16 protein-coding genes are annotated in these 18,457 nt (G+C 72.3%); 6 read left to right on the top strand and 10 right to left on the bottom strand.

Features of this window, described 5'->3' with window-relative positions; all coding sequences use genetic code 11:
• Positions 1-271: 271 nt before the first annotated feature.
• Complete coding sequence (locus tag OJ962_RS22760) at positions 272-3,181, bottom strand: vitamin B12-dependent ribonucleotide reductase (protein WP_202955062.1); 2,910 nt, start codon at positions 3,179-3,181, stop codon at positions 272-274.
• Positions 3,182-3,374: 193 nt separating this feature from the next.
• Positions 3,375-4,124 carry a hypothetical protein gene (locus OJ962_RS22755; protein WP_202955063.1) on the bottom strand — a complete coding sequence of 250 codons (750 nt, stop codon included), beginning with the start codon at positions 4,122-4,124 and terminating at the stop codon, positions 3,375-3,377.
• Between the two features lie 28 nt (positions 4,125-4,152).
• Between OJ962_RS22755 and OJ962_RS22750 the strand changes: the two genes are divergently transcribed.
• Entirely contained in the window at positions 4,153-4,692 is a 540-nt protein-coding gene (locus tag OJ962_RS22750; protein WP_202955064.1) for a YdeI/OmpD-associated family protein, read from the top strand.
• Here OJ962_RS22750 and OJ962_RS22745 read toward each other — a convergent pair.
• The gene (locus OJ962_RS22745) at positions 4,673-5,503 is read right to left on the bottom strand and encodes a hypothetical protein (protein WP_202955065.1); all 831 of its coding nucleotides are present in this window, start codon (positions 5,501-5,503) and stop codon (positions 4,673-4,675) included. The two genes, OJ962_RS22750 and OJ962_RS22745, sit on opposite strands and share 20 nt — an antisense overlap.
• Positions 5,500-5,979, bottom strand: coding sequence for an Lrp/AsnC family transcriptional regulator (locus OJ962_RS22740; RefSeq protein WP_202955066.1), 480 nt, complete (start codon positions 5,977-5,979; stop codon positions 5,500-5,502). The genes OJ962_RS22745 and OJ962_RS22740 overlap by 4 nt, the downstream gene beginning before the upstream one ends.
• A 28-nt stretch (positions 5,980-6,007) precedes the next feature.
• Here OJ962_RS22740 and OJ962_RS22735 point away from each other — a divergent pair, with 28 nt between their 5' ends.
• On the top strand, positions 6,008-6,361 hold the full coding sequence (locus OJ962_RS22735) for a RidA family protein (protein WP_202955067.1): 354 nt from the start codon (positions 6,008-6,010) through the stop codon (positions 6,359-6,361).
• Positions 6,362-6,376: 15 nt separating this feature from the next.
• Positions 6,377-7,345: a UDP-glucose 4-epimerase GalE gene (gene galE / locus OJ962_RS22730; protein WP_202955068.1), complete on the top strand. Its 969-nt coding sequence runs from the start codon at positions 6,377-6,379 to the stop codon at positions 7,343-7,345.
• Here the strand turns inward: galE and OJ962_RS22725 are convergent.
• The 3 genes from OJ962_RS22725 to tmk are packed head-to-tail and all read right to left on the bottom strand — an operon-like array spanning position 7,339 to position 10,120.
• Positions 7,339-9,264, bottom strand: coding sequence for a RecQ family ATP-dependent DNA helicase (locus tag OJ962_RS22725; protein WP_202955069.1), 1,926 nt, complete (start codon positions 9,262-9,264; stop codon positions 7,339-7,341). The two genes, galE and OJ962_RS22725, sit on opposite strands and share 7 nt — an antisense overlap.
• Positions 9,265-9,266: 2 nt before the next feature.
• The gene (locus tag OJ962_RS22720) at positions 9,267-9,545 is read right to left on the bottom strand and encodes a hypothetical protein (RefSeq protein WP_202955070.1); all 279 of its coding nucleotides are present in this window, start codon (positions 9,543-9,545) and stop codon (positions 9,267-9,269) included.
• Positions 9,542-10,120, bottom strand: coding sequence for a dTMP kinase (tmk, locus tag OJ962_RS22715; protein WP_202955071.1), 579 nt, complete (start codon positions 10,118-10,120; stop codon positions 9,542-9,544). Before tmk ends, OJ962_RS22720 begins: the two co-directional genes overlap by 4 nt.
• A 208-nt stretch (positions 10,121-10,328) precedes the next feature.
• On the opposite strand from tmk, the gene OJ962_RS22710 reads away from it, so the two are divergent.
• The gene (locus tag OJ962_RS22710) at positions 10,329-11,435 is read left to right on the top strand and encodes a DNA polymerase III subunit (protein ID WP_270006619.1); all 1,107 of its coding nucleotides are present in this window, start codon (positions 10,329-10,331) and stop codon (positions 11,433-11,435) included.
• Here the strand turns inward: OJ962_RS22710 and OJ962_RS22705 are convergent.
• Together OJ962_RS22705 and OJ962_RS22700 are read right to left on the bottom strand one after the other, a co-directional pair.
• Positions 11,390-12,247: a PPK2 family polyphosphate kinase gene (locus OJ962_RS22705; RefSeq protein ID WP_202955073.1), complete on the bottom strand. Its 858-nt coding sequence runs from the start codon at positions 12,245-12,247 to the stop codon at positions 11,390-11,392. The genes OJ962_RS22710 and OJ962_RS22705 overlap by 46 nt on opposite strands.
• A gap of 2 nt (positions 12,248-12,249) precedes the next feature.
• Positions 12,250-13,107, bottom strand: a complete 858-nt coding sequence (locus OJ962_RS22700) for a formate/nitrite transporter family protein (RefSeq protein WP_270006618.1) — start codon at positions 13,105-13,107, stop codon at positions 12,250-12,252.
• A gap of 85 nt (positions 13,108-13,192) precedes the next feature.
• Here OJ962_RS22700 and OJ962_RS22695 point away from each other — a divergent pair, with 85 nt between their 5' ends.
• Together OJ962_RS22695 and OJ962_RS22690 are read left to right on the top strand one after the other, a co-directional pair.
• Entirely contained in the window at positions 13,193-14,395 is a 1,203-nt protein-coding gene (locus OJ962_RS22695; protein ID WP_407697533.1) for an MFS transporter, read from the top strand.
• Positions 14,392-17,712 carry a nitrate reductase gene (locus OJ962_RS22690; RefSeq protein ID WP_202955076.1) on the top strand — a complete coding sequence of 1,107 codons (3,321 nt, stop codon included), beginning with the start codon at positions 14,392-14,394 and terminating at the stop codon, positions 17,710-17,712. The genes OJ962_RS22695 and OJ962_RS22690 overlap by 4 nt, the downstream gene beginning before the upstream one ends.
• Here the strand turns inward: OJ962_RS22690 and OJ962_RS22685 are convergent.
• Complete coding sequence (locus OJ962_RS22685) at positions 17,611-18,441, bottom strand: PHP domain-containing protein (protein ID WP_202955077.1); 831 nt, start codon at positions 18,439-18,441, stop codon at positions 17,611-17,613. The genes OJ962_RS22690 and OJ962_RS22685 overlap by 102 nt on opposite strands.
• Positions 18,442-18,457 lie beyond the last annotated feature (16 nt).

The following is an 18,457-nucleotide window of genomic DNA, read 5'->3' as shown; positions in this document are numbered from 1 at the left end:
TGGCGGCGTCGAGCGGGCCGGCGTGGCCGGCCGTGCGGGCGGCGGCGGGCGGGCGCGCCGGCAGCGTGGAGCCGGCGAGAGGGCCGGCGTGGCGGGTCGTGCGGCGAGTGGGAAGGTGCGGGGTGAGGCGAGGCATCGCGAGCCTTTGGTCGGGAGCATCGACCGTCTCGTGCGCGCGGCGCGGCAACCACCCGGGAACCCCTGCCGCGCCCCCTGAACGACGAAGGGCCGCGCGGAGGCGGCCCTTCGACTCATGAGGTGTGGGTGAGACTCAGCCGCAGCCGGTGTTGTTGCCGCAGCTCGAGCACGTGTAGCACGAGCCGGTGCGCTGCATCATGCCGCCGCAGTTGTTGCAGGCCGGGCCGAGGTCCAGGCCGATCATGCGCACCGGGACGACCGGCGGCGTGTCCGTCAGCGCGGCCGCCGCGGGCTGCACGGGCGCGGCGGGCAGGGCCGGCGCCGGGGCCGGGGCCGGGGCCGCGTGGCTGTGGCCGTTGCCGTTGGCCGGGCCGGCGGTGTCGCTCGACGGCGCCGCGTTCTGGGCGGTCGCCTTCGCGCGGACCTCCTGCGTGAGGATGCCGAGCTCCTCCTGCGTGTCGGCGTCCAGGAAGCGCGACGCCAGCCAGCGCATGATGTAGTCCGGCATCGACTTGGCGAACGGGATCTCCGGGTTGGTGGTGATCCCCTCCGGCTCGAAGCGCATGTAGGCGAACTTGCGGACCAGCGTCTCCAGCGGCACGCCGTACTGGAGCGAGATCGAGATCGCCGTCGCGAACGAGTTCATCATGCCGCGGAGGGTCGAGCCCTCCTTGCCGATGTCCGTCAGGAAGATCTCGCCGACCGAGCCGTCCTCGTACATGCCGGCCGTGATGTAGCCCTCGTGGCCGCCGAGCGAGAACTTGTGGGTGAGCGACTTGCGCTCACGCGGCATGCGCTTGCGCAGCGGCTCGTCCTCGCGCGCGAGTGCCTTGTCCACGGCCTTCTTGACCGCGACCGCCACCAGCTCGTCGACCTCGGACTGCGTGAAGATCTCCTCGCCCGCCTCGATGGCCGCCTCGGCCTTGGCCGGGAGCTCCTTGGTGTCCTGGGCGTCGGTGCGCAGCGCCTGGGCGGTCTTGGAGCCGTCGCGGTAGATGGCCAGCGCCTTGACGCCGAGCTTCCAGGCCTGGATGTAGGCCTCCGCGATGTCCTCCACCGAGGAGTCCTGCGGCATGTTGACCGTCTTGGAGATCGCGCCCGACAGGAACGGCTGGACTGCGCCCATCATCTTCACGTGGCCGGCGGGCGAGATCGGACGCTGGCCGACGGCGACGTCGAAGATGTCCAGGTGCTCGGCCGCGAGCCCCGGCGCGCCGATGATCGTGCCGTGCTCGGCGACGTAGGCCTCGATCTGCTCGATCGCGGCCTCGCCGTAGCCCAGCGTGCGCAGCGCCATCGGCACCGTGCGGTTGGCGATGATCATCGTCCCGCCGCCGACGAGCTCCTTGTACTTGACGAGCGAGAAGTCCGGCTCGATGCCCGTCGTGTCGCAGTCCATCAGGAACGAGATCGTGCCCGTGGGCGCGAGCACCGTGGCCTGCGCGTTGCGGTAGCCGTAGAGCTCGCCGAGCGCGACGGCCTCGTTCCACGTCTCGCGTGCGGCGGCCAGCAGCTGCGTGTCGCCCACGGCGGAGTCCGGCACCGCGTACGACGCGTCGCGGTGCATGCGCATGACGTTGTTGTGCGCCTCGCGGTTCTCCGCGTAGCGGTCGTACGGGCCCATCGCGGCGGCGATCTTGGCCGACTGCGCGTAGGCGCGGCCCGTCATCAGCGCGGTGATGGCGGCGGCGGCGCCGCGACCCTCGTCGGAGTCGTAGGCGAAGCCGTTGGCCATCAGGAACGCGCCCAGGTTCGCGTAGCCGAGGCCGAGCTGGCGGAACGCGCGCGCGTTCTTGCCGATCTCCTCGGTCGGGTAGCTCGACGGCGAGACGACGATCTCCTGCGCCAGGAACACGATGTCCACGGCGTGCTGGAAGGCCTCGGTGTCGAACGTGCCGTCCGGCCGGCGGAACTTCATCAGGTTCAGCGAGGCCAGGTTGCACGCCGAGTCGTCGACGTGCATGTACTCGGAGCACGGGTTGGACGCGTTGATGCGCCCCGAGTTCGGCGACGTGTGCCACTGGTTGATCGTCGTGTCGTACTGGACTCCCGGATCGGCGCAGCGCCACGCGGCCTCGGCGATCTCGCGCATCAGCTCACGCGCCTTGATCGGCTCGCCGATCGGCTCACCCGTGGTGCGCGCGATCAGGTGCCAGTCCGCGTCGTCCTCGACGGCCTGCATGAACTCGTCCGTGACACGGACCGAGTTGTTGGCGTTCTGGTACTGGATCGAGTGGAAGCCGTCGCCGTCGATCGACATGTCGAACCCGGCATCCCGCAGCGCGGCGGCCTTGTCCTCTTCCTTGGCCTTGCACCAGATGAACTCGCGGATGTCCGGGTGGTCGACGTCCAGCACGACCATCTTGGCCGCGCGGCGCGTCTTGCCGCCGGACTTGATCGTGCCCGCCCACGAGTCCGCGCCGCGCATGAACGACACGGGGCCGGACGCGGTGCCGCCCTTGGACAGCGGCTCGTTGGAGCCTCGGATGTTCGAGAGGTTGATGCCCGAGCCCGAACCACCGCGGAAGATCCGGCCCTCGCGCGTGTTCCAGTCGAGGATCGAGTCCATCGTGTCCTCGACCGAGAGGATGAAGCAGGCCGAGCACTGCGGGGACTCCTCGAAGCCCACGTTGAACCAGACGGGCGAGTTGAACGCCGCGATCTGGTGCAGGAGGATGTGCGTCAGCTCGGCCTCGAAGGTGTCGCCGTCCTCCTCGGAGGCGAAGTAGCCGCGCTCACGGCCCCAGTCGGCGATCGTCCCCGCGACGCGGGAGATCATCTGCTTGACCGAGCGCTCACGCGTCGGTGACGTCAGCTGACCGCGGAAGTACTTCTGGGCGACGATGTTCGTGGAGTTCTGCGACCAGGCCTTCGGGAACTCGACGTCGTCCTGGCGGAACGAGCCGACGGCGGCGGTGCGCAGCTCCCACTCCACCGCGTCGTACGGATGCACGCCCGGCCGCGTGAACAGCCGCCGCACGCTCAGCGCCTCAGGGGCGCGTGTGGTCTGCGTGAGCGTGGTTTGCGGCGACGTCTTTTCCATGGTGCTTGCCATCTCCCTCGGGCAGGGACTTCAACTCTTGCGGGCGGTGGACTATGCACCTTGGTCCGGACGGAATCCAGACCGCGCGGCGCCTACGAGAGTGAGCGCGAAAATCCTGCGTTTGCAGAGAAATTGTACCGTGGGAGGGGGTGCGGGCAGCCGTAGAATGCCCGCTCTTTCGGGCTTAAACCGCTTATCGCCCGAGGCGCAGCCAGTCGGTGAAATCCGCCCACGTTGCGCGGGTTCGGAAGGTGGCCTCGCGCATGGCCGCCGAGTCGCGGCCGAAGAAAGCGAGCGCAAGCGCGCCAACAATTGCGAGTGCAACCAGAACGGCCGGAATCAGGAGCCTTCCGGAGTCCGCCTTGGTCGAGACGGTGGCGGGTGTCGGGATCGGCGTCGGCGTGGCCGGAGCGGCCTGCGCGACGGGCGGGATCGCCGAGGGCACGGGCGTCGGCGCGGGCGTCACGGCGCCGTCCTCGGGCGGCAGCGTCCCGTCCTCAGGCGGGAGCGTGCCGTCGTCGGTCGGCGGGAGCGCGCCCTCGTCGGTGCCGCCGCTGTCCTGCTCGGGCTCGGGCAGCAGGCCGTCGTCCGGCGTCGCGGAGGGCGAGGCCGTCGCTGTGGCCGTAGCCGTCGGCTCCTCCTGCTGGGACCCGTCGCAGCGCCCGTTGTCGTGACGCGTGATGCCGGCCTCGACCGCCTCGCGGAAGTCGGGGTAGTCCGTGTCGAAGTCGGGCTCGATCGTGTCCACGGCGTCCTGCAGATCGGCGCGGTCGTGCTCGCAGACGTCGATCTTGCCGTCGCGGCGGTAGTCCTCGTAGATGAGCTTGACGGCGCCCGACGCGTTGTTGGGCGGGCCGGGCGTCGCGGTCGGCTCCTGGGCGGAGGCGGCGGCGGGCAGGAGCGCCAGCGCGGCCACCAGCGCCGGGATCAGGCGCAGGGGCATCGCCGTCCGAGTGTACGATCCGGCGCGCATGGAGGAACGCGGCTTCGAGTCCCGCGCGGCGTGGGAGAGCTGGCTGGAGGCCAACCACGCGGTCGTGGACGGCGTCTGGCTGCGGTTCCCGAAGAAGCACACAGGGCTACCAACGGTCGACTTCGTGGAAGCGATCGAAGTTGCTCTGTGCTTCGGCTGGATCGACGGGCAGCGCAAAGGGCTCGACGACACGCACTACCTGCAGAAGTTCACGCCGCGGCGGGCCCGCTCGAAGTGGTCGCAGATCAACGTGGCGCGCTGCGGCGAGCTGATCGCCGCGGGGCGGATGCGGCCGCCGGGGCAGGCCGAGATCGACGCCGCCAAGGCCGACGGGCGCTGGGACGCCGCCTACGCGCCGGCCTCGCGGATCGAGGTCCCGGAGGATCTGACGGCCGCGCTGGACGCCGCGGGCGTCGCGGACGCGTTCGCCGCGCTCAAGAGCCAGGACCGCTACTCGATCCTGTTCGGGCTGCACGACGCCAAGCGACCCGAGACCCGCGCGCGGCGGATCGCCAAGGTCATCGAGCAGCTTCGCTGACGACCTCGAAGTCGCTGCCCTTCAGGCGCTTGAGCGCGCGCAGGGCGTCGTTGTCCCAGCGCGGGTCGGGCGCGCCGCTGATGAACCAGTCCGAGCCGTTGTCGGCGAGCAGCATCCCGTAGCGCTGGAGCGCGGTCGCGACCACGCGCGCCTGGCGCGGCATCCCGCTCACGTCGACGCTCGCCTTCAGGCGCAGGCGCTGGCCCATCGCCGGCAGGTCCGGGTCGGTGAGCGACGACGCGTAGTGGCGCGCAGGGAACACGAACGCGCGGCGGGTGCGCTGGACGGTGAAGCGCAGCGCGTGGCGGATCTCGCCGCGCGCGACCTCGTCGTAGCGGGCGAGGCCGGGCAGGATCGGCAGGCCGGCGGCGTCGGCGCTCGTCCAACCCTCGGGGCGCAGCCTGTTCGAGCGCAGGTTGAAGATCGCGCCGCTTCCCGCGTGCCACGCACCTTCTCGCCGCTCGGCCGCGAACAGCTCGAACAAGCGGCAGCTCCCGCGTTGCACCAGCAGCAGGTGACGGTCGCTGCCGCGCTCGATCCTCGGGCGGCGCGGGATCGGGTAGGGGCCGCGGTCGGACTCGCTGGCGTACTGGAAGCTGACCTTCGAGCGACGCTGGCGCTCGCCGACGACCTGGAACGGGATGCCGATGCCACCGGAACCGAAGTCCGGGTGCACCGGGTCGTCGAGGCCGATCGCGCGCACCATCGCGTCCGAGCGCGGGTGGACGGGCGCGTCGTCGACACGCTGGTTCCACGGGCTGGAGGCCGGGAAGATCGGGCAGCCGGCGATGGCGAGGGCGGCGAGTCTCATGCGACGGGGACCGGCGAAGGCGGCTTGATCGCTTGCAGGCGCAGCATGGTAAGGGCTCGTGCCGCGCCGGCGCGCTTGAGGGCGAGCACCAGCCGGTGCAGGTCCTGCGGCGTCGCGGCGGCGACGTGCACGAGTGCGTCCTGGTCGCCGGTGATGGCGTCCGCGCGCAGGACGCCGGGCAGGTCGGCGACGGCGCGGGCGAAGCGTGCGTCGGCTTCGGCGCTGTGGTCGGCGAGCGTGACGAGCACGAACGCCTGCAGCGGGAGGCCGACGGCGTCCGGTGTCACGACGGCGCGGACGGCCTCGATCACGCCCTCGGCGCGCAGGCGCGTGACACGCCGCGAGGTGGCCGCGGGCGACAGGTTCACGCGGCGGGCGAGCTCGAGGTTCGGGAGGTCGCCTTGTTCCTGCAGGAGCGCGAGGATCGCGCAATCTTTGTCGTCGAGAAGTGCAGCTATGCATCGATCGTTGCACATCTGACTCGCCGATCGCAACGCTGGACGCATGTACGCACCTACCAGCGACTATGTCCACGCCCTCGAAGTCCCCGCGCCACAGCGCTGGCTCTTCGTGTCCGGGACGATGGGCCTCGACGAGCACGGCGAGCCCGGCGCGACGCTCGCCGAGCAACTGCAGCTCGTGTGGGGCAACGTGCGGGAGATCCTCGCGGGCCACGGGATGACCGTCGACCACATCGTGCGGGTCACGAGCTACCTGCGGGACGCGGCGTACGCGCAGGAGAACGCCGCGGCGCGCGTCGCGGCGCTGGGCGGGCGGCTCGTGCCGACGACGGCGCTCGTGGTCGCCACGTTGTCTGAGCGGTGGCTGATAGAGCTGGAGGTCGTGGCCGCCGCGTAGCTAGTCTCGACAGCAATGCGCCTCCTCGTCACCGGCGGAGCCGGCTACATCGGGTCGATCGTCGCCCAGCACCTCGTCGCGCGCGGCGACGACGTGACCGTGCTGGACTCGCTCTACAAGGGCCACCGCGCCGCGGTGCCCGCGGGCGCGGACTTCGTCGAAGTGGACCTGCTGGACGCCGAGGCGACCAGCGAGGCGGTCGCGCGCGGGTTCGACGGCGTGCTGCACTTCGCGGCGCTGTCGCTGGTCGGCGAGTCCCAGCAGGTGCCGGAGAAGTACTGGCGCGGCAACGTGGTGGGCGCGCTGAACCTGCTGGACGCGATGCGCGCGGCCGAGGTCAAGCGGATCGTCTTCTCCTCGACCGCGGCCACCTACGGCGAGCCCGACGTCGAGCTCATCACCGAGGACACGCCGAACATGCCCGTGAACACCTACGGGAACTCCAAGCTCGCGATCGACCGGATGCTCACGGACGAGGCGCGCGCGCACGGGCTGGCCGCGGTGTCGCTGCGCTACTTCAACGTGGCCGGGGCGAGCGGCGAGCTGGGCGAGGACCACGAGCCCGAGACGCACCTGATCCCGCTCGTGCTGCAGGCCGCCGCGGGCAAGCGCGAGAGCGTCGGGATCTTCGGCACCGACTACCCGACGCCGGACGGCACCGCCGTGCGCGACTACATCCACGTCGACGACCTCGCCGTGGCGCACGCGCTGGCCGTCGACAAGGCGGTGGAAGGGCGCCACGACATCTACAACCTCGGTTCCGAGCGCGGGTACTCCGTGCGCGAGGTGATCGAGACGGCGCGCGCGGTGACCGGGCGCGAGATCGTGGCGATCGAGCAGGAGCGGCGGGCGGGCGATCCGCCGCGGCTGGTCGCGTCCAACGCGCGGGCGCGCGTGGGGCTCGGGTGGGCGCCGGAGAAGACGCTCGAGGACATGATCCGGGACGCGTGGGCGTGGCACGCCGCCCACCCGGACGGCTACTGAGCCAACAGCTCCAGCAGTGAGTCGGCGTGCTTGTCCACGAAGGACTGGCCGATGCCCTTGATCTGCAGCAGGTCGTCGCTGGTGCGCGGCTGCTGGCGGATGACCTCGCGCAGGGTCGCGTCGGTCGCGACCGTGTAGGCGGGCTTGCCGTCCGCGCGTTCGCGGCGCCACTCCTTGAGGGTCTGCAGCTCGCGGTCGTCGACGGGCGGGCCGTCGTCCTCGGTCACGAGCTTCTTCTTGGCCTTGGCCGTGGTGATCGGCGGCAGCCAGTCCGGCGGGTCGTGGACGTCGCAGCAGCGGCCGGTCGGCGCGGCGGGCGAGTCGTCGCCGAAGTGGTCCAGGAGCTGGCGGCGGCGGCAGCGGTCGCCGGTGGCGCTGTAGTGCTCGATCGTACGGTAGGCCTGCCAGCGGCGGTCCTTGGCGGCGCGGCACAGCTGGGCGATCCGGCCGCGGTCGATCCCGCGTTCGCTGACGGTGATGTGGACGCGGCCGCCCTGGCCCGGGCTGAGCGTGAGCGCGCCGGCGCGTTCGGCGACGGCGAGCAGGATGCGGTCGCGGTCCGGCGTGGGGTCGACCTCCGTCTCGCCGCGCACGCTGTTGATGAAGCCAACGACCTGCTCGACCGTGACCTCCGCCTCCTGGATGAAGCGCACGAGGCGGCCGAGGTCCGAGCGGGAGGCGAGCAGCACCGCCCGCGCGGGCGCGCCGTCGCGCCCGGCTCGGCCCGCCTCCTGGTAGTAGGCCTCGAGGCTGCTGGGGAGCGCCCAGTGCCAGACCGAGCGCACGTCGGCCTTGTCGACGCCCATGCCGAACGCGTTGGTGGCGACGACGACGTCGGTCTCGCCGCGCATGAACGCGTCCTGCACGCGGGTGCGCGCCTCCGCGGCCATGCCCGCGTGGTAGGCGGGCGCGTTGAGCAGCGCGGCGATCTCCTCCGTGGACTTGCGCGTGCCGCAGTAGACGACCGCCGGGCGGTTCTCGGGCATCTGCACGCCGGCGAGGAGCGTCGCGCGCTTGCGCGCCACCGAGCCCTCGCCGTCGAACGGGAGGACGTCGAAGGACAGGTTCGGGCGGTCGAAGCCGGAGCGCACGCGCTCGGGCTCCCTTAGCCCGAGCCGCGCGACGATCTCCTCGGCGACCTTCGGCGTCGCGGTCGCCGTGCACGCCATCGTCGGCGGGTGGCCGAGCTCGGCGATGATCGCGGCCAGGCGCAGGTAGTCCGGGCGGAAGTCGTGGCCCCACTCGGACACGCAGTGCGCCTCGTCGACGACGAACAGCGCGAGCCGGCGCGCGGTGAGCGCTTGGCGGAACGCCGGGCTGGCGAACCGCTCCGGCGCGGCGAAGGCGACCTGCGCGTGGCCGTCCCGGATCGCGTGCAGCGCGGCCTGGTTGTCCTCGCCGGACGCGAGCATCACGGCGGGGTGCCCGAGGTCGGTGAGCCGCGCGCACTGGTCGCGCATGAGGGCGATCAGCGGCGAGACGACGACCGTCAGGTCCGTGGTCGCGAGCGCGGGCAGCTGGTAGCAGAGGCTCTTGCCGCCACCGGTCGGCATGACCACCAGCGCATCGCGCCCGTCGAGCGCCGCCTGCACCGCCTCCCGCTGACCGGGCCGGAAGGTGGAGAGGCCGACGAGCTCGAGCAACGCCTCGGGGGACGAGTCCGAGAGGGGGCCGCGTGGCGCGCCGGGACGCGGGGACGACGTGGGGGCGGGCGGCGAGTCGCCGGGGGCGGCGTGCGGCGCGGCCTCGCCTTCGCGCGCGGCGGCCACGCGCCGGGCGGCGAGCTGCGCCAGCGGCGTCAGCGCTTCGCGTTCCTCCGGTGTGAGGTCGCGCCAACGGGCGCGCAGGTCGTCGAGCATCGCCGCGTTCGCGGCGGGAGCCTCGAAGACGTCGGCGAGCAGGCCCAGCGCCTCGTGCATGGTCAGTCCGTGGAGACCCCGAACCGCAGGGCGGCGCGCAGCGAGGCCTCGTCGGCCGGGGCGGCCAGCTCGGGCTCGGGCCCGGCCGGGGCCGCCGGCTCGGACGGCGGCGCTTCCTTGGCGGCCGCGACGCGCTGGGCGGCGAGCTTGGCCAGCGGCGTCAGCGCTTCGCGCTCCTCGGGTTCGAGGTCGCGCCACTGGCCGCGGAGCTCTTCGAGCGCCCAGGCGTTGTTGATCGGATCGTCGAAGACGTCGGCGAGGAGCGAGAGAGCTTCGTTCATGTCAGGGCGGCGAGGGCGGCTTGGAGGACGGTATCGGGCGGTTCGGAGGCATCGAGGACGACGAACCGCGCGGGGTCGGCCGCGGCCAGCTCGTCGTAGGTCTTAGCCACGCGCGCGAAGAACTCTCCCCCCGCGAGCTCGAGGCGATCCGCCTCCCGGCCGGCGATCCGCCCCAACCCGACCGCCGGATCGACGCGCAGCAGCAGCGTCCTGTCCGGCTGCAGGTCGCCCGTTCCGAACGCGTTGAGCGCGCGGATCTCGGCCACCCCGAGCTCGCGGCCACCGCCCTGGTAGGCGAGGCTGGAGTCCACGAAGCGGTCCAGGATCACGGTCGCGCCGCCCTCCAGCAACGGGCGCAGCTTCTCGGCGACCAGCTGCGCGCGCGCGGCCGCGTACAGGAGCGCCTCCGCGCGCGGATCCACGTCGAACGCCGGGTCCTTGACGAGCTCGCGGATCCGCTCGGACAGCTCGACGCCGCCCGGCTCGCGCAGCACGACGGCGTCGAGCGTCTCGGTCAGCCCCGAGATGAGCGTCGTCTTGCCCGCGCCGTCGAGGCCTTCGACCGTGATGAGCACGCGAGCCAGTGTGACGGGTGGGTCGGGCGGCACCCTTGCCTCGCACACCCCGGCGGGCGTAGTGTCGCTCAGACGAACATGCGCTGCCGGGCACGAGCGTCGGCCGCGACGGCGTCGACGGCCAGGCCGTGCTCGCCTGATCCGCAGCGTGCGGGAAGCTCGCGCCCGGCGCGAGTTTCCCGCGGAGGGCGCGGCTACGATCACCGGCGTGCTCGCGCTGGACCATCACCCCCACGCCCAGGCCGTCCTGGGCGCGGCGCTCCGCGACGCGCCCGCGCACGCGTACCTGTTCCACGGCCCAGCCGGCAGCGGCAAGCGCGAGATCGCCCGCGCGTTCGCGGGCGAGCTGCTCGCGCGCGACGCGCGTGACCCCGAGAACGTCAAGGTGCGCGCCGAGCACGGCAGCCATCCCGACCTCACGTGGGTGATCCCGAGCGGCGCGCACGAGATGCTGCGCAAGGACGTCGCGGACGCGGTCGTCGGCGCCGCGGCGCACACGCCGTTCGAGGCGCGGCACCGGATCTTCGTGCTCGAGCGCGTGGACGTGATGAACGACGAGGCCGCCAACGCGTTGCTCAAGACGCTGGAGGAGCCCCCGTCCTACGTCGTCCTGATCCTGCTCACCGACCGGCCGACGCAGGTGCTGCCGACGATCGCGTCGCGCTGCCAGACGGTGCGGTTCGACCCGCCGACGACCGCGCAGCTCGCCGAGCGGCTCGAGCACCAGGGATTCGCGCCGGACACGGCCCAGGCCGCGGCGCGGCTGAGCCTCGGGGACGGCGAGAAGGCCGTCCGGCTCGCCACCGGTGACGGCATGAAGCTGCGCGCCGCGGCCGAGAGCTTCGCCCGCGCGCCGCTCAACAACGCCGTCGCGGAGCGCCCCTGGCGCGCGCTCCTCGACCGCGCCAAGCAGGCCGGGGCGGACGCCAAGCAGCAGGTCGAGCGCCAGCTCGCCGAGGAGCTCCAGTTCCTGCCCAAGAAGGAGCACAAGCGCAAGGAGACCGAGTTCACCGAGCGCGCGCGCCGGGCGGACCGGCGGGCGGCCACGCAGGCGCTCGACCACGCGTTGCAGCTCGCCGGCCTCTGGTACCGCGACCTCGCCGTGCTGGAGGCGGGCGCGCCGGAGCTGGTGTTCCACTCCGATCGGCTCGGCACGCTGCAGCAGGACGCCGGCAAGCCGAACCTCAGGCAGGCGCAGGAGCTCGTGGAGGACACGCGCGCCCGCCTGATCCTCAACGTCTCGGAGGAGCTCGCCTGCGAGGCACTCGCCTACCGCTTGGAAGAGACGTTCTCCTCAAGCGCATCGAGCGCGTAGGCCTCCAGGTCCTCGTCGGGCTGCGGCCAGCGCGGGCCCATCGCCTCCAGCGTCGCGCATACGATCCGCGCGACCCCCAGGTTCCGGTACCACTTGTGATCCGACGGCACGATGTACCACGGTGCCCACGGCGTGGAAGTCGCGTTGACGGCGTCCTCATACGCCTGCTGGTAGGCGTCCCAGTTGCGCCGCTCGCGCACGTCGTTGGCCGAGAACTTGTAGTGCTTGTCCTCGCGCTCGAGCCGCTCGCGGAAGCGCTCGAGCTGCGCGTCCTTGGAGATGTGCAGGAAGAACTTCACGACCACGCAGCGCTCGCGCGCGAGCACCCGCTCGAAGTCGTTGATCGAGTCGTAGCGCGAGCGCCAGCGCTCCTCCTCGACGAGCTCCTTGACCCGCACGACCAGCACGTCCTCGTAGTGCGAGCGGTTGAAGACGTGGATCATGCCCAGCGCGGGCGCGTCTTGGTGGTAGCGCCACAGGAAGTCGTGCGCGGCCTCCTCGGGCGTCGGCTCCTTGAACGTGTACACGCGCACGCCCTGCGGGTTGGTGCCGCTGAACACGTGCTTGACCGTGGAGTCCTTGCCCGCCGCGTCGATGCCCTGCAGCACCACGAGCACTGCCCGCGACTCCTCCGCGTACAACCGCGCCTGCAGGTCCGCGATCCGCTCCACGAGCGATGCGAGCTCGGAGCGCGCCTCATCGCGCGTGAGGTCGTCGGTGTCCGCGGTCTCGTAGTCGGCGAGGCGGATCCGCTCGTCCGCCCGGTAGCGGGCGTAGTCCGCGACCAACGGCGCGAGCGGATCCTCCGGCATGGCTACGGGGCTACCCGCTCCCGCGCCTCGGCGCGCCCGAAACGGCCGTTGGTCGGCGTGTCGCCCGGCTTGGCCTCCCCTTCGTCGCGCCCGTAGAGGTAGTAGTAGGAGCCCGCGACGAACACCGCCGCGCCGACGAGGTTGCCGAGGAAGGCGAAGATCCAGTTGTGCATCACGTCCCACCACGTGAGGTCCGCGACGCCCGCGAACATCGCAGCCGGCAGGAAGAACATGTTCGCGATGACGTGGTCGAAGCCCATTGCCACGAAGGCCATGATCGGGAAGAAGATGGCGAGGATCTTGCCCGCGACGTCGTCGGCGGCGAGCGCCATCCACACGGCGAGGCAGACGAGCCAGTTGCAGCCCAGCGCGCGCAGGAAGATCTGCCACTCGGTTTCCTCGATGCCCTTGGCGTGGGCGATCCCGCTGAGCCTGGCGAACGGCAGCTCCGCCGTCAGCACCCCGGACTGCACGCCGAGGAAGTAGGCCACGAACAACGCGCCGATCAGGTTGCCGAGCAGCACCCAGGTGAAGTTGCCGATCAGGTCCTTGAGCTTGATCTTGCCGCGGAACAGCGCCAGCGGGACGAGCGCCATGTTGCCGGTCAGCAGCTCGGAGCCGGCGACGACGACGAGCATCAGGCCGACCGTGAAGACGGCGCCCGTGAAGAGCGTCGGCAGCGTGCCCCAGCGCTCGGGATCCAGCCCCGAGGAGACCGTGATGGCCAGTAGTCCGCCGAAGCCGATGTAGGCCCCGGCCAGGAAGCCGGCGACCAGCGCCTTGTTGGGCGCGAGCTTGGCTTTCTTGACGCCGGTGGCCGTTCCGGCCTCCGTGATCGCCTTGGGGTCCTTGATCGACACGAGCGTCCTCCTGGCTTCAAGCGGCTGCGCCGCTCGTACTACCCAGCGGCTGAAGATGTCAGCCGATCGGCCGATCTCCCGGGTCATGCGCATGCGTGAATTCAGGCGCGCGGGCCACACGCCTTCGCTGGTCGCCGCCCTCCTCCATTTCGACGTCTCGTTCATGATCTGGGTGATCCTGGGCGCGCTCGGCGCGTACATCGCCGAGGACCTCGGGCTGACCGCCGCCGAGAAGGGCGTGCTGGTCGCCACCCCGCTGCTGTCGGCGGCCGTCTGCCGCGTCACCTTCGGCGTGCTCGCCGACCGCTTCGGCCCGCGCCGGATCGGCACGCTCTCGATGTCGATCGTCGTGCTCCCGCTGCTGTGGGGCTGGCTCGGCGCGAACTCGATGAACGAGCTGCTCGGCGTCGGCGTGCTGCTGGGCGTCGCGGGCGCGTCGTTCGCGATCTCGCTGCCGCTGGCCTCGCGCTGGTACCCGCCGCAGTACCAGGGCCTCGCGATGGGCATCGCGGGCGCCGGCAACTCCGGCACGGTCGCGTGCGCGCTGCTCGCGCCGCGCCTGGCCGAGCAGGTCGGCTGGCACGGCGTGATGGGCCTCGCGCTGATCCCCGTCGGCCTCGTGCTGATCGGCTTCCGCCTGCTGGCGAAGGAACCGCCCGCGCCGGCGCGCCGCCTCACGCTCGGAGCGTTCGCGGAGATGCTGGGCGAGAGCGACACCTGGAAGCTGTGCGCGCTGTACGCCGTCACGTTCGGCGGCTTCGTCGGCCTCTCGAGCTTCCTGCCGATCTTCTTCCACGACGAGTACGGGCTGAGCAAGGTCGACGCCGCCTCGCTGGCCGCGATCGGCGGCGCCGCCGGCTCGTTCGTGCGGCCCTTCGGCGGCCACCTCGCCGACCGCCTGGGCGGCACGCGCGTGCTCACCGTCGTCTACGGCGTCGCCGCGCCGCTGCTGCTCGCGCTCTCGACGATGCCGTCGCTGCTGTGGGCGGGCATCGGCTTCCCGATCGTCATGGCCTTCCTCGGCCTCGGCAACGGCGCGACGTTCCAGCTCGTCGGCCTGCGCTTCCACGCGCGCATCGGCGTCGTCACGGGCCTGGTCGGCGCGGCCGGCGGCCTGGGCGGCTTCATGCTCCCGATCGCGCTCGGTTCGCTGCACGACTCGTTCGGCGGCTACGGCGCGGGCCTCTCGCTCGCGGCCGCCGTCGTCTTCGTCGCCTTCATCGGCGTCAACGTCGTGCGCGTCGCCTGGCGCCGCGGCTGGGGCGCGACCGCCGAGGCGCCGGTGTGATCAAGACCGGGTGCCCATACTGCGGCGTCGGCTGCGGGCTCGTCGCGGAGGTTCGCGACGGCCGGCTGACCGCTGTCCGCGGCGATGAGGAGCACCCGGTCAACCGCGGCCGTACCTGCCGCAAGCCGCTCGCGCTGCCGGAGGCCTCCCGCTCCGGCGACCGGGCGCTGACGCCGCTGCTGCGCGCGTCGCAGGACGAGCGCTTCCGCGACGCGTCGTGGGACGAGGCGCTCGGGCACGTCGCCGTGCGCCTGCAGCGGTACCGGCCGGAGGAGATCGCGTTCTACATCTCCGGCCAGCTGCTGACCGAGGACTACTACGCGGTCAGCAAGCTCGCCAAGGGCCACCTGGGGACCAACAACGTCGATTCCAACTCGCGCCTGTGCATGTCGAGCGCCGTCGCCGCCTACGACGCGACGTTCGGCGCCGACGGTCCACCGCCGGCCTACGACGACATCGAGCTGGCGAGCACGATCCTCCTGCTGGGGTCCAACACGAGCGCCTGCCACCCGATCCTGTGGGGCCGCATCCGCGCCGCGCAGGAGGCCGGGGCGACGCTGATCGTCGTCGACCCGCGCCGCACCGACAGCGCCGCCGTCGCCGACCTGCACCTGCAGATCCGGCCGGGCACCGACCTCGCGCTGCTGAACGCCATGGTCGCTCCCCACGAGCTCGCGGGTGAGTGGGACGCGGCGCGCGCCGCCGACGTGTGCGGCGTTCCGGCGGTCGCGATCGAGCGCGCCGCCCGCGCGTTCGCCGACTCGGAGGCCTCGTTGGCGATGTGGTCGATGGGCGCCAACCAGTCCGTCGAGGGCGTCGCGATCAACCGCGCGCTGCTGAACCTGTGCGTCGTGACGGGCCAGATCGGCCGCCCGGGCGCGGGCCCGTTCTCGCTCACGGGCCAGCCGAACGCGATGGGCGGGCGCGAGACGGGCGGGCTCGCGCACCTGCTGCCGGGCTACCGCAAGGTCGTGCGGGAGGACCACCGCGCGGAGGTCGAGGCGCACTGGGGGCTGCCCACCGGCTCCATCGATCCCAAGCCGGGGCTGCCCGCGACCGACCTGTTCGAGGCGCTGGAGGACGGGCGCGTGAAGGTCGTCTGGGTCGTCGCGACCAACCCGGCGGTCTCCATGCCGGACGCCGAGCGCGTACGCAACGCGCTGCGGAACGCCGAGCTCGTGATCGTCCAGGACGCCTACCACCCGACCGAGACGGGAGCACTCGCGCACGTGCTGCTGCCGTCCGCGCAATGGCCGGAGAAGGCGGGCACGAGCGTGAACTCCGAGCGTCGCATCCAGCTCATGCGCGCCGCGATCGACCCGCCGGGCCAGGCGCGCGCCGACTGGCGGATCTTCGCGGCGCTCGCGCAGCGGATGGGCTTCGACGGCTTCGGGTGGAACGACGCGGCCGAGGTCTACGACGAGTTCGCGGCGCTGACCAAGGGCCGCCCGTGCGACCAGTCGGGCGTCTCGCACGCCCGCCTCCAGTCCGGCTCCATCCAGTGGCCCTGTCGGAGCGCGCAGGACCCGGGCACCGCGCGCCTGTACACCGACGGTCGCTTCCCGAGCGACACCGGCAAGCCGAAGCTCGCCGCCGCGCAGCCCGGCCATCCCGCCGACCCGCCGGACGCCGACTTCCCGCTCGTGCTCACCACGGGCCGGATCGCGAGCCAGTGGCACACGATGACCCGCACGGCGAAGGCGCCCGACCTGGTCGCCGCCGAGCCGGAGCCGTTCCTCGAGCTGCACCCGGAGGACGCCAAGCGCGCGTGGCTCAAGGACGGCCAGCTCGCGCGCGTGACCTCGCGCCGCGGCGCCGTGACGCTGAAGGTCCGCCTCGACGAGACCCTGCGTCCCGGCACGGCGTTCGCGCCCTTCCACTGGGGCGCGCTGCACGCGCCCGCGGGCCACGGCGGCGTCAACGACCTCACGCACTCGAGCACCGACCCCGTGTCCCGCCAGCCCGGCCTGAAGGCGACCGCGATCCGCGTCGAGCCCGTCACCGCCCGCAAGCGCAAGCGCGCGCAGCACGTGCTGATCGTCGGCGCCGGCCACTCGGGCGTCGCGACCGCCGAGGCGATCCTCGAGCACGGCGACGCGCGCATCACGCTCGCGTCCGACGAGCGCGGCGAGCCCTACGACCGCGTCGCGCTCAGCGACCACCTCGCCGGCCTCAAGCCCGCCACCGACCTCCCGCTGCATCCCAAGCGCTGGTACCTGGACCGCGAGGTCGCGTTCTGCGCCGCGGTCCTCGACGTCGACACGTCGCTGAAGGTCGCCACGCTCGCCGACGGCTCGCAGCTCGCCTACGACTCGCTCGTGCTCGCGACGGGCTCGCGCGCCTTCCTGCCGCCGATCGACGGCATCGAGCGGGCGACGCCGTTCCGCACGCGCTACGACGTCCGCACCATCCGCGGCCGCGCGAACGGCGCCCGCCGCGCCGTGGTGATCGGCGGCGGCCTGCTCGGGCTCGAGGCCGCGCGCGCGGTCGCCAACCGCGGAATCGCCGTGGCCGTCGTGCACCTCGCGGACCGCCTGATGGAACGCCAGCTCGACCGCACCGCGGGCCGCATGCTCGAGCGCGCGCTGCGCGGGCAGGGCATCGACGTCCTCTGCGACCGCACCACGACCGCGATCCATGCCGATCGGGTCGAGCTCTCGACCGGTGAGATCATCGACGCCGACTTCGTGATCGTCGCCGCGGGCGTCACGCCCGAGGTCGACCTGGCGAAGCGCATCGGGCTCCAGGTCGGCCGCGGCGTGCTCGTCGACGACTCGCTGCGCACCAGCGTCCCGGGCGTCTGGGCCGTCGGCGAGTGCGCCGAGCACCGCGGCGTGACCGTCGGCCTGGTCGCGCCCGCGCTCGCGATGGCGCGGGCCGCCGGCGCCGACATCGCCGGCAAACCGGCGGCCTACGTGCCCGGGCCGGTGTCCACCAAGCTCAAGGTGGCCGGCATCGACCTCTTCTGCAGCGGCGACCTCGACGCCGACGACGAGGTGATCGCGCTCGACACCCGCGCGGGCTACTACCGGCGCGAGGTCTTCCGCGGCGCCGAGCGCGTCGGCCAGATCGTGCTCGGCGACCCGCCCGCGCTCGCCGGCGAGGTGGTCGACCCGATCGTGTGCGCCTGCCACAACGTCACCCGGTCCGAGATCCAGGCCGGGCGCGCCCGGAAGGCCGGCACGGGCTGCGGCTCGTGCGCGTCGATGGTGGCGTCAATCCAGGCCGAGGCGGCCGAGGTCGGGTTCCAGGCCGTGCAGGCTGAAGGCGCGAAAGCGATTGAAGTGCTCGTGCGCCGGCCCGTGAAAGTCAGCTGACCCGGTCGTGATCAGGCCCAGCTCGCGCGCGAGCACGTGCAGCCGGCGGGTCTGCTCCTCGGTGTGGGTGGCGTAGAAGGCCTCGACGCCGTCCATCCCGGCCGCGGCGAACGCACGCAGCGTGGCTTCCGCGTGCTCCACGTCCCAGTACGGGTGCGCCCACACGGCGAGCCCGCCGGCGGCGTGGATGACCTCGATCGCCTGCTCGACCGTCGGCCGCGAGCGGCCGACGTAGGTCGGCGTGCCCGGCACGAGGTACTGCGCGAACACCTCGTCCTTGGTGAGGTTCAGGTCGTTGTCCTCCAGCAGCGCCTTGGCCAGGTGCGGACGGCCGGGGGAGTCGTGCTCGAGCCGCTTGGGATCGATGGTGAAGCCGAGCGCGCGCAGCTTCTCGGCCATCGCGTGGATGCGGCGGATGCGGTCCTGCCGGAAGTCCGCGAGCGTCGCGAGCAGGGTCGCGTCGGTGTGGTCGAGGCCGTAGCCGAGGATGTGCAGGTCCTCGTGCTCGCCGTGCACGGAGGACAGCTCGACCGCCGGGATGACGCGAACGTCAGCTGCCGCTGACAGGGCCTCCTCGACGCCGTCGACCGTGTCGTGATCGGTGAGCGCGAGCACGCGCACGCCCGCGTCCCGCGCGGCGTCGACGACCTCCGCAGGCGGGAGCGCACCGTCCGAATACGTCGAATGCGACTGGAGATCGAACGTGGGCGCGGTTTCGTGGTCGGGCATGGACGGGAACCCTGAC

The sequence above is a fragment of the Solirubrobacter deserti genome, assembly GCF_027587175.1.
Taxonomy (GTDB): Bacteria; Actinomycetota; Thermoleophilia; order Solirubrobacterales; family Solirubrobacteraceae; genus Solirubrobacter; species Solirubrobacter deserti.
Note: the sequence above shows the minus strand (reverse complement) of the source record. Positions and strands in the feature narration are given on the sequence as shown.

Excerpts from the sequence above, each read along its gene's own strand:
- OJ962_RS22740 (WP_202955066.1), bottom strand. The coding sequence starts at position 5,979 with ATGTGCAACGATCGATGCATAGCTGCACTTCTCGACGACAAAGATTGC.
- OJ962_RS22735 (WP_202955067.1), top strand. The coding sequence starts at position 6,008 with ATGTACGCACCTACCAGCGACTATGTCCACGCCCTCGAAGTCCCCGCG.
- OJ962_RS22755 (WP_202955063.1), bottom strand. The coding sequence starts at position 4,124 with ATGCCCCTGCGCCTGATCCCGGCGCTGGTGGCCGCGCTGGCGCTCCTG.
- OJ962_RS22750 (WP_202955064.1), top strand. The coding sequence starts at position 4,153 with ATGGAGGAACGCGGCTTCGAGTCCCGCGCGGCGTGGGAGAGCTGGCTG.
- OJ962_RS22695 (WP_407697533.1), top strand. The coding sequence starts at position 13,193 with ATGCGCATGCGTGAATTCAGGCGCGCGGGCCACACGCCTTCGCTGGTC.
- galE (WP_202955068.1), top strand. The coding sequence starts at position 6,377 with ATGCGCCTCCTCGTCACCGGCGGAGCCGGCTACATCGGGTCGATCGTC.
- OJ962_RS22760 (WP_202955062.1), bottom strand. The coding sequence starts at position 3,181 with ATGGAAAAGACGTCGCCGCAAACCACGCTCACGCAGACCACACGCGCC.
- OJ962_RS22720 (WP_202955070.1), bottom strand. The coding sequence starts at position 9,545 with ATGAACGAAGCTCTCTCGCTCCTCGCCGACGTCTTCGACGATCCGATC.
- OJ962_RS22685 (WP_202955077.1), bottom strand. The coding sequence starts at position 18,441 with ATGCCCGACCACGAAACCGCGCCCACGTTCGATCTCCAGTCGCATTCG.
- OJ962_RS22705 (WP_202955073.1), bottom strand. The coding sequence starts at position 12,247 with ATGCCGGAGGATCCGCTCGCGCCGTTGGTCGCGGACTACGCCCGCTAC.
- OJ962_RS22745 (WP_202955065.1), bottom strand. The coding sequence starts at position 5,503 with ATGAGACTCGCCGCCCTCGCCATCGCCGGCTGCCCGATCTTCCCGGCC.
- OJ962_RS22725 (WP_202955069.1), bottom strand. The coding sequence starts at position 9,264 with ATGCACGAGGCGCTGGGCCTGCTCGCCGACGTCTTCGAGGCTCCCGCC.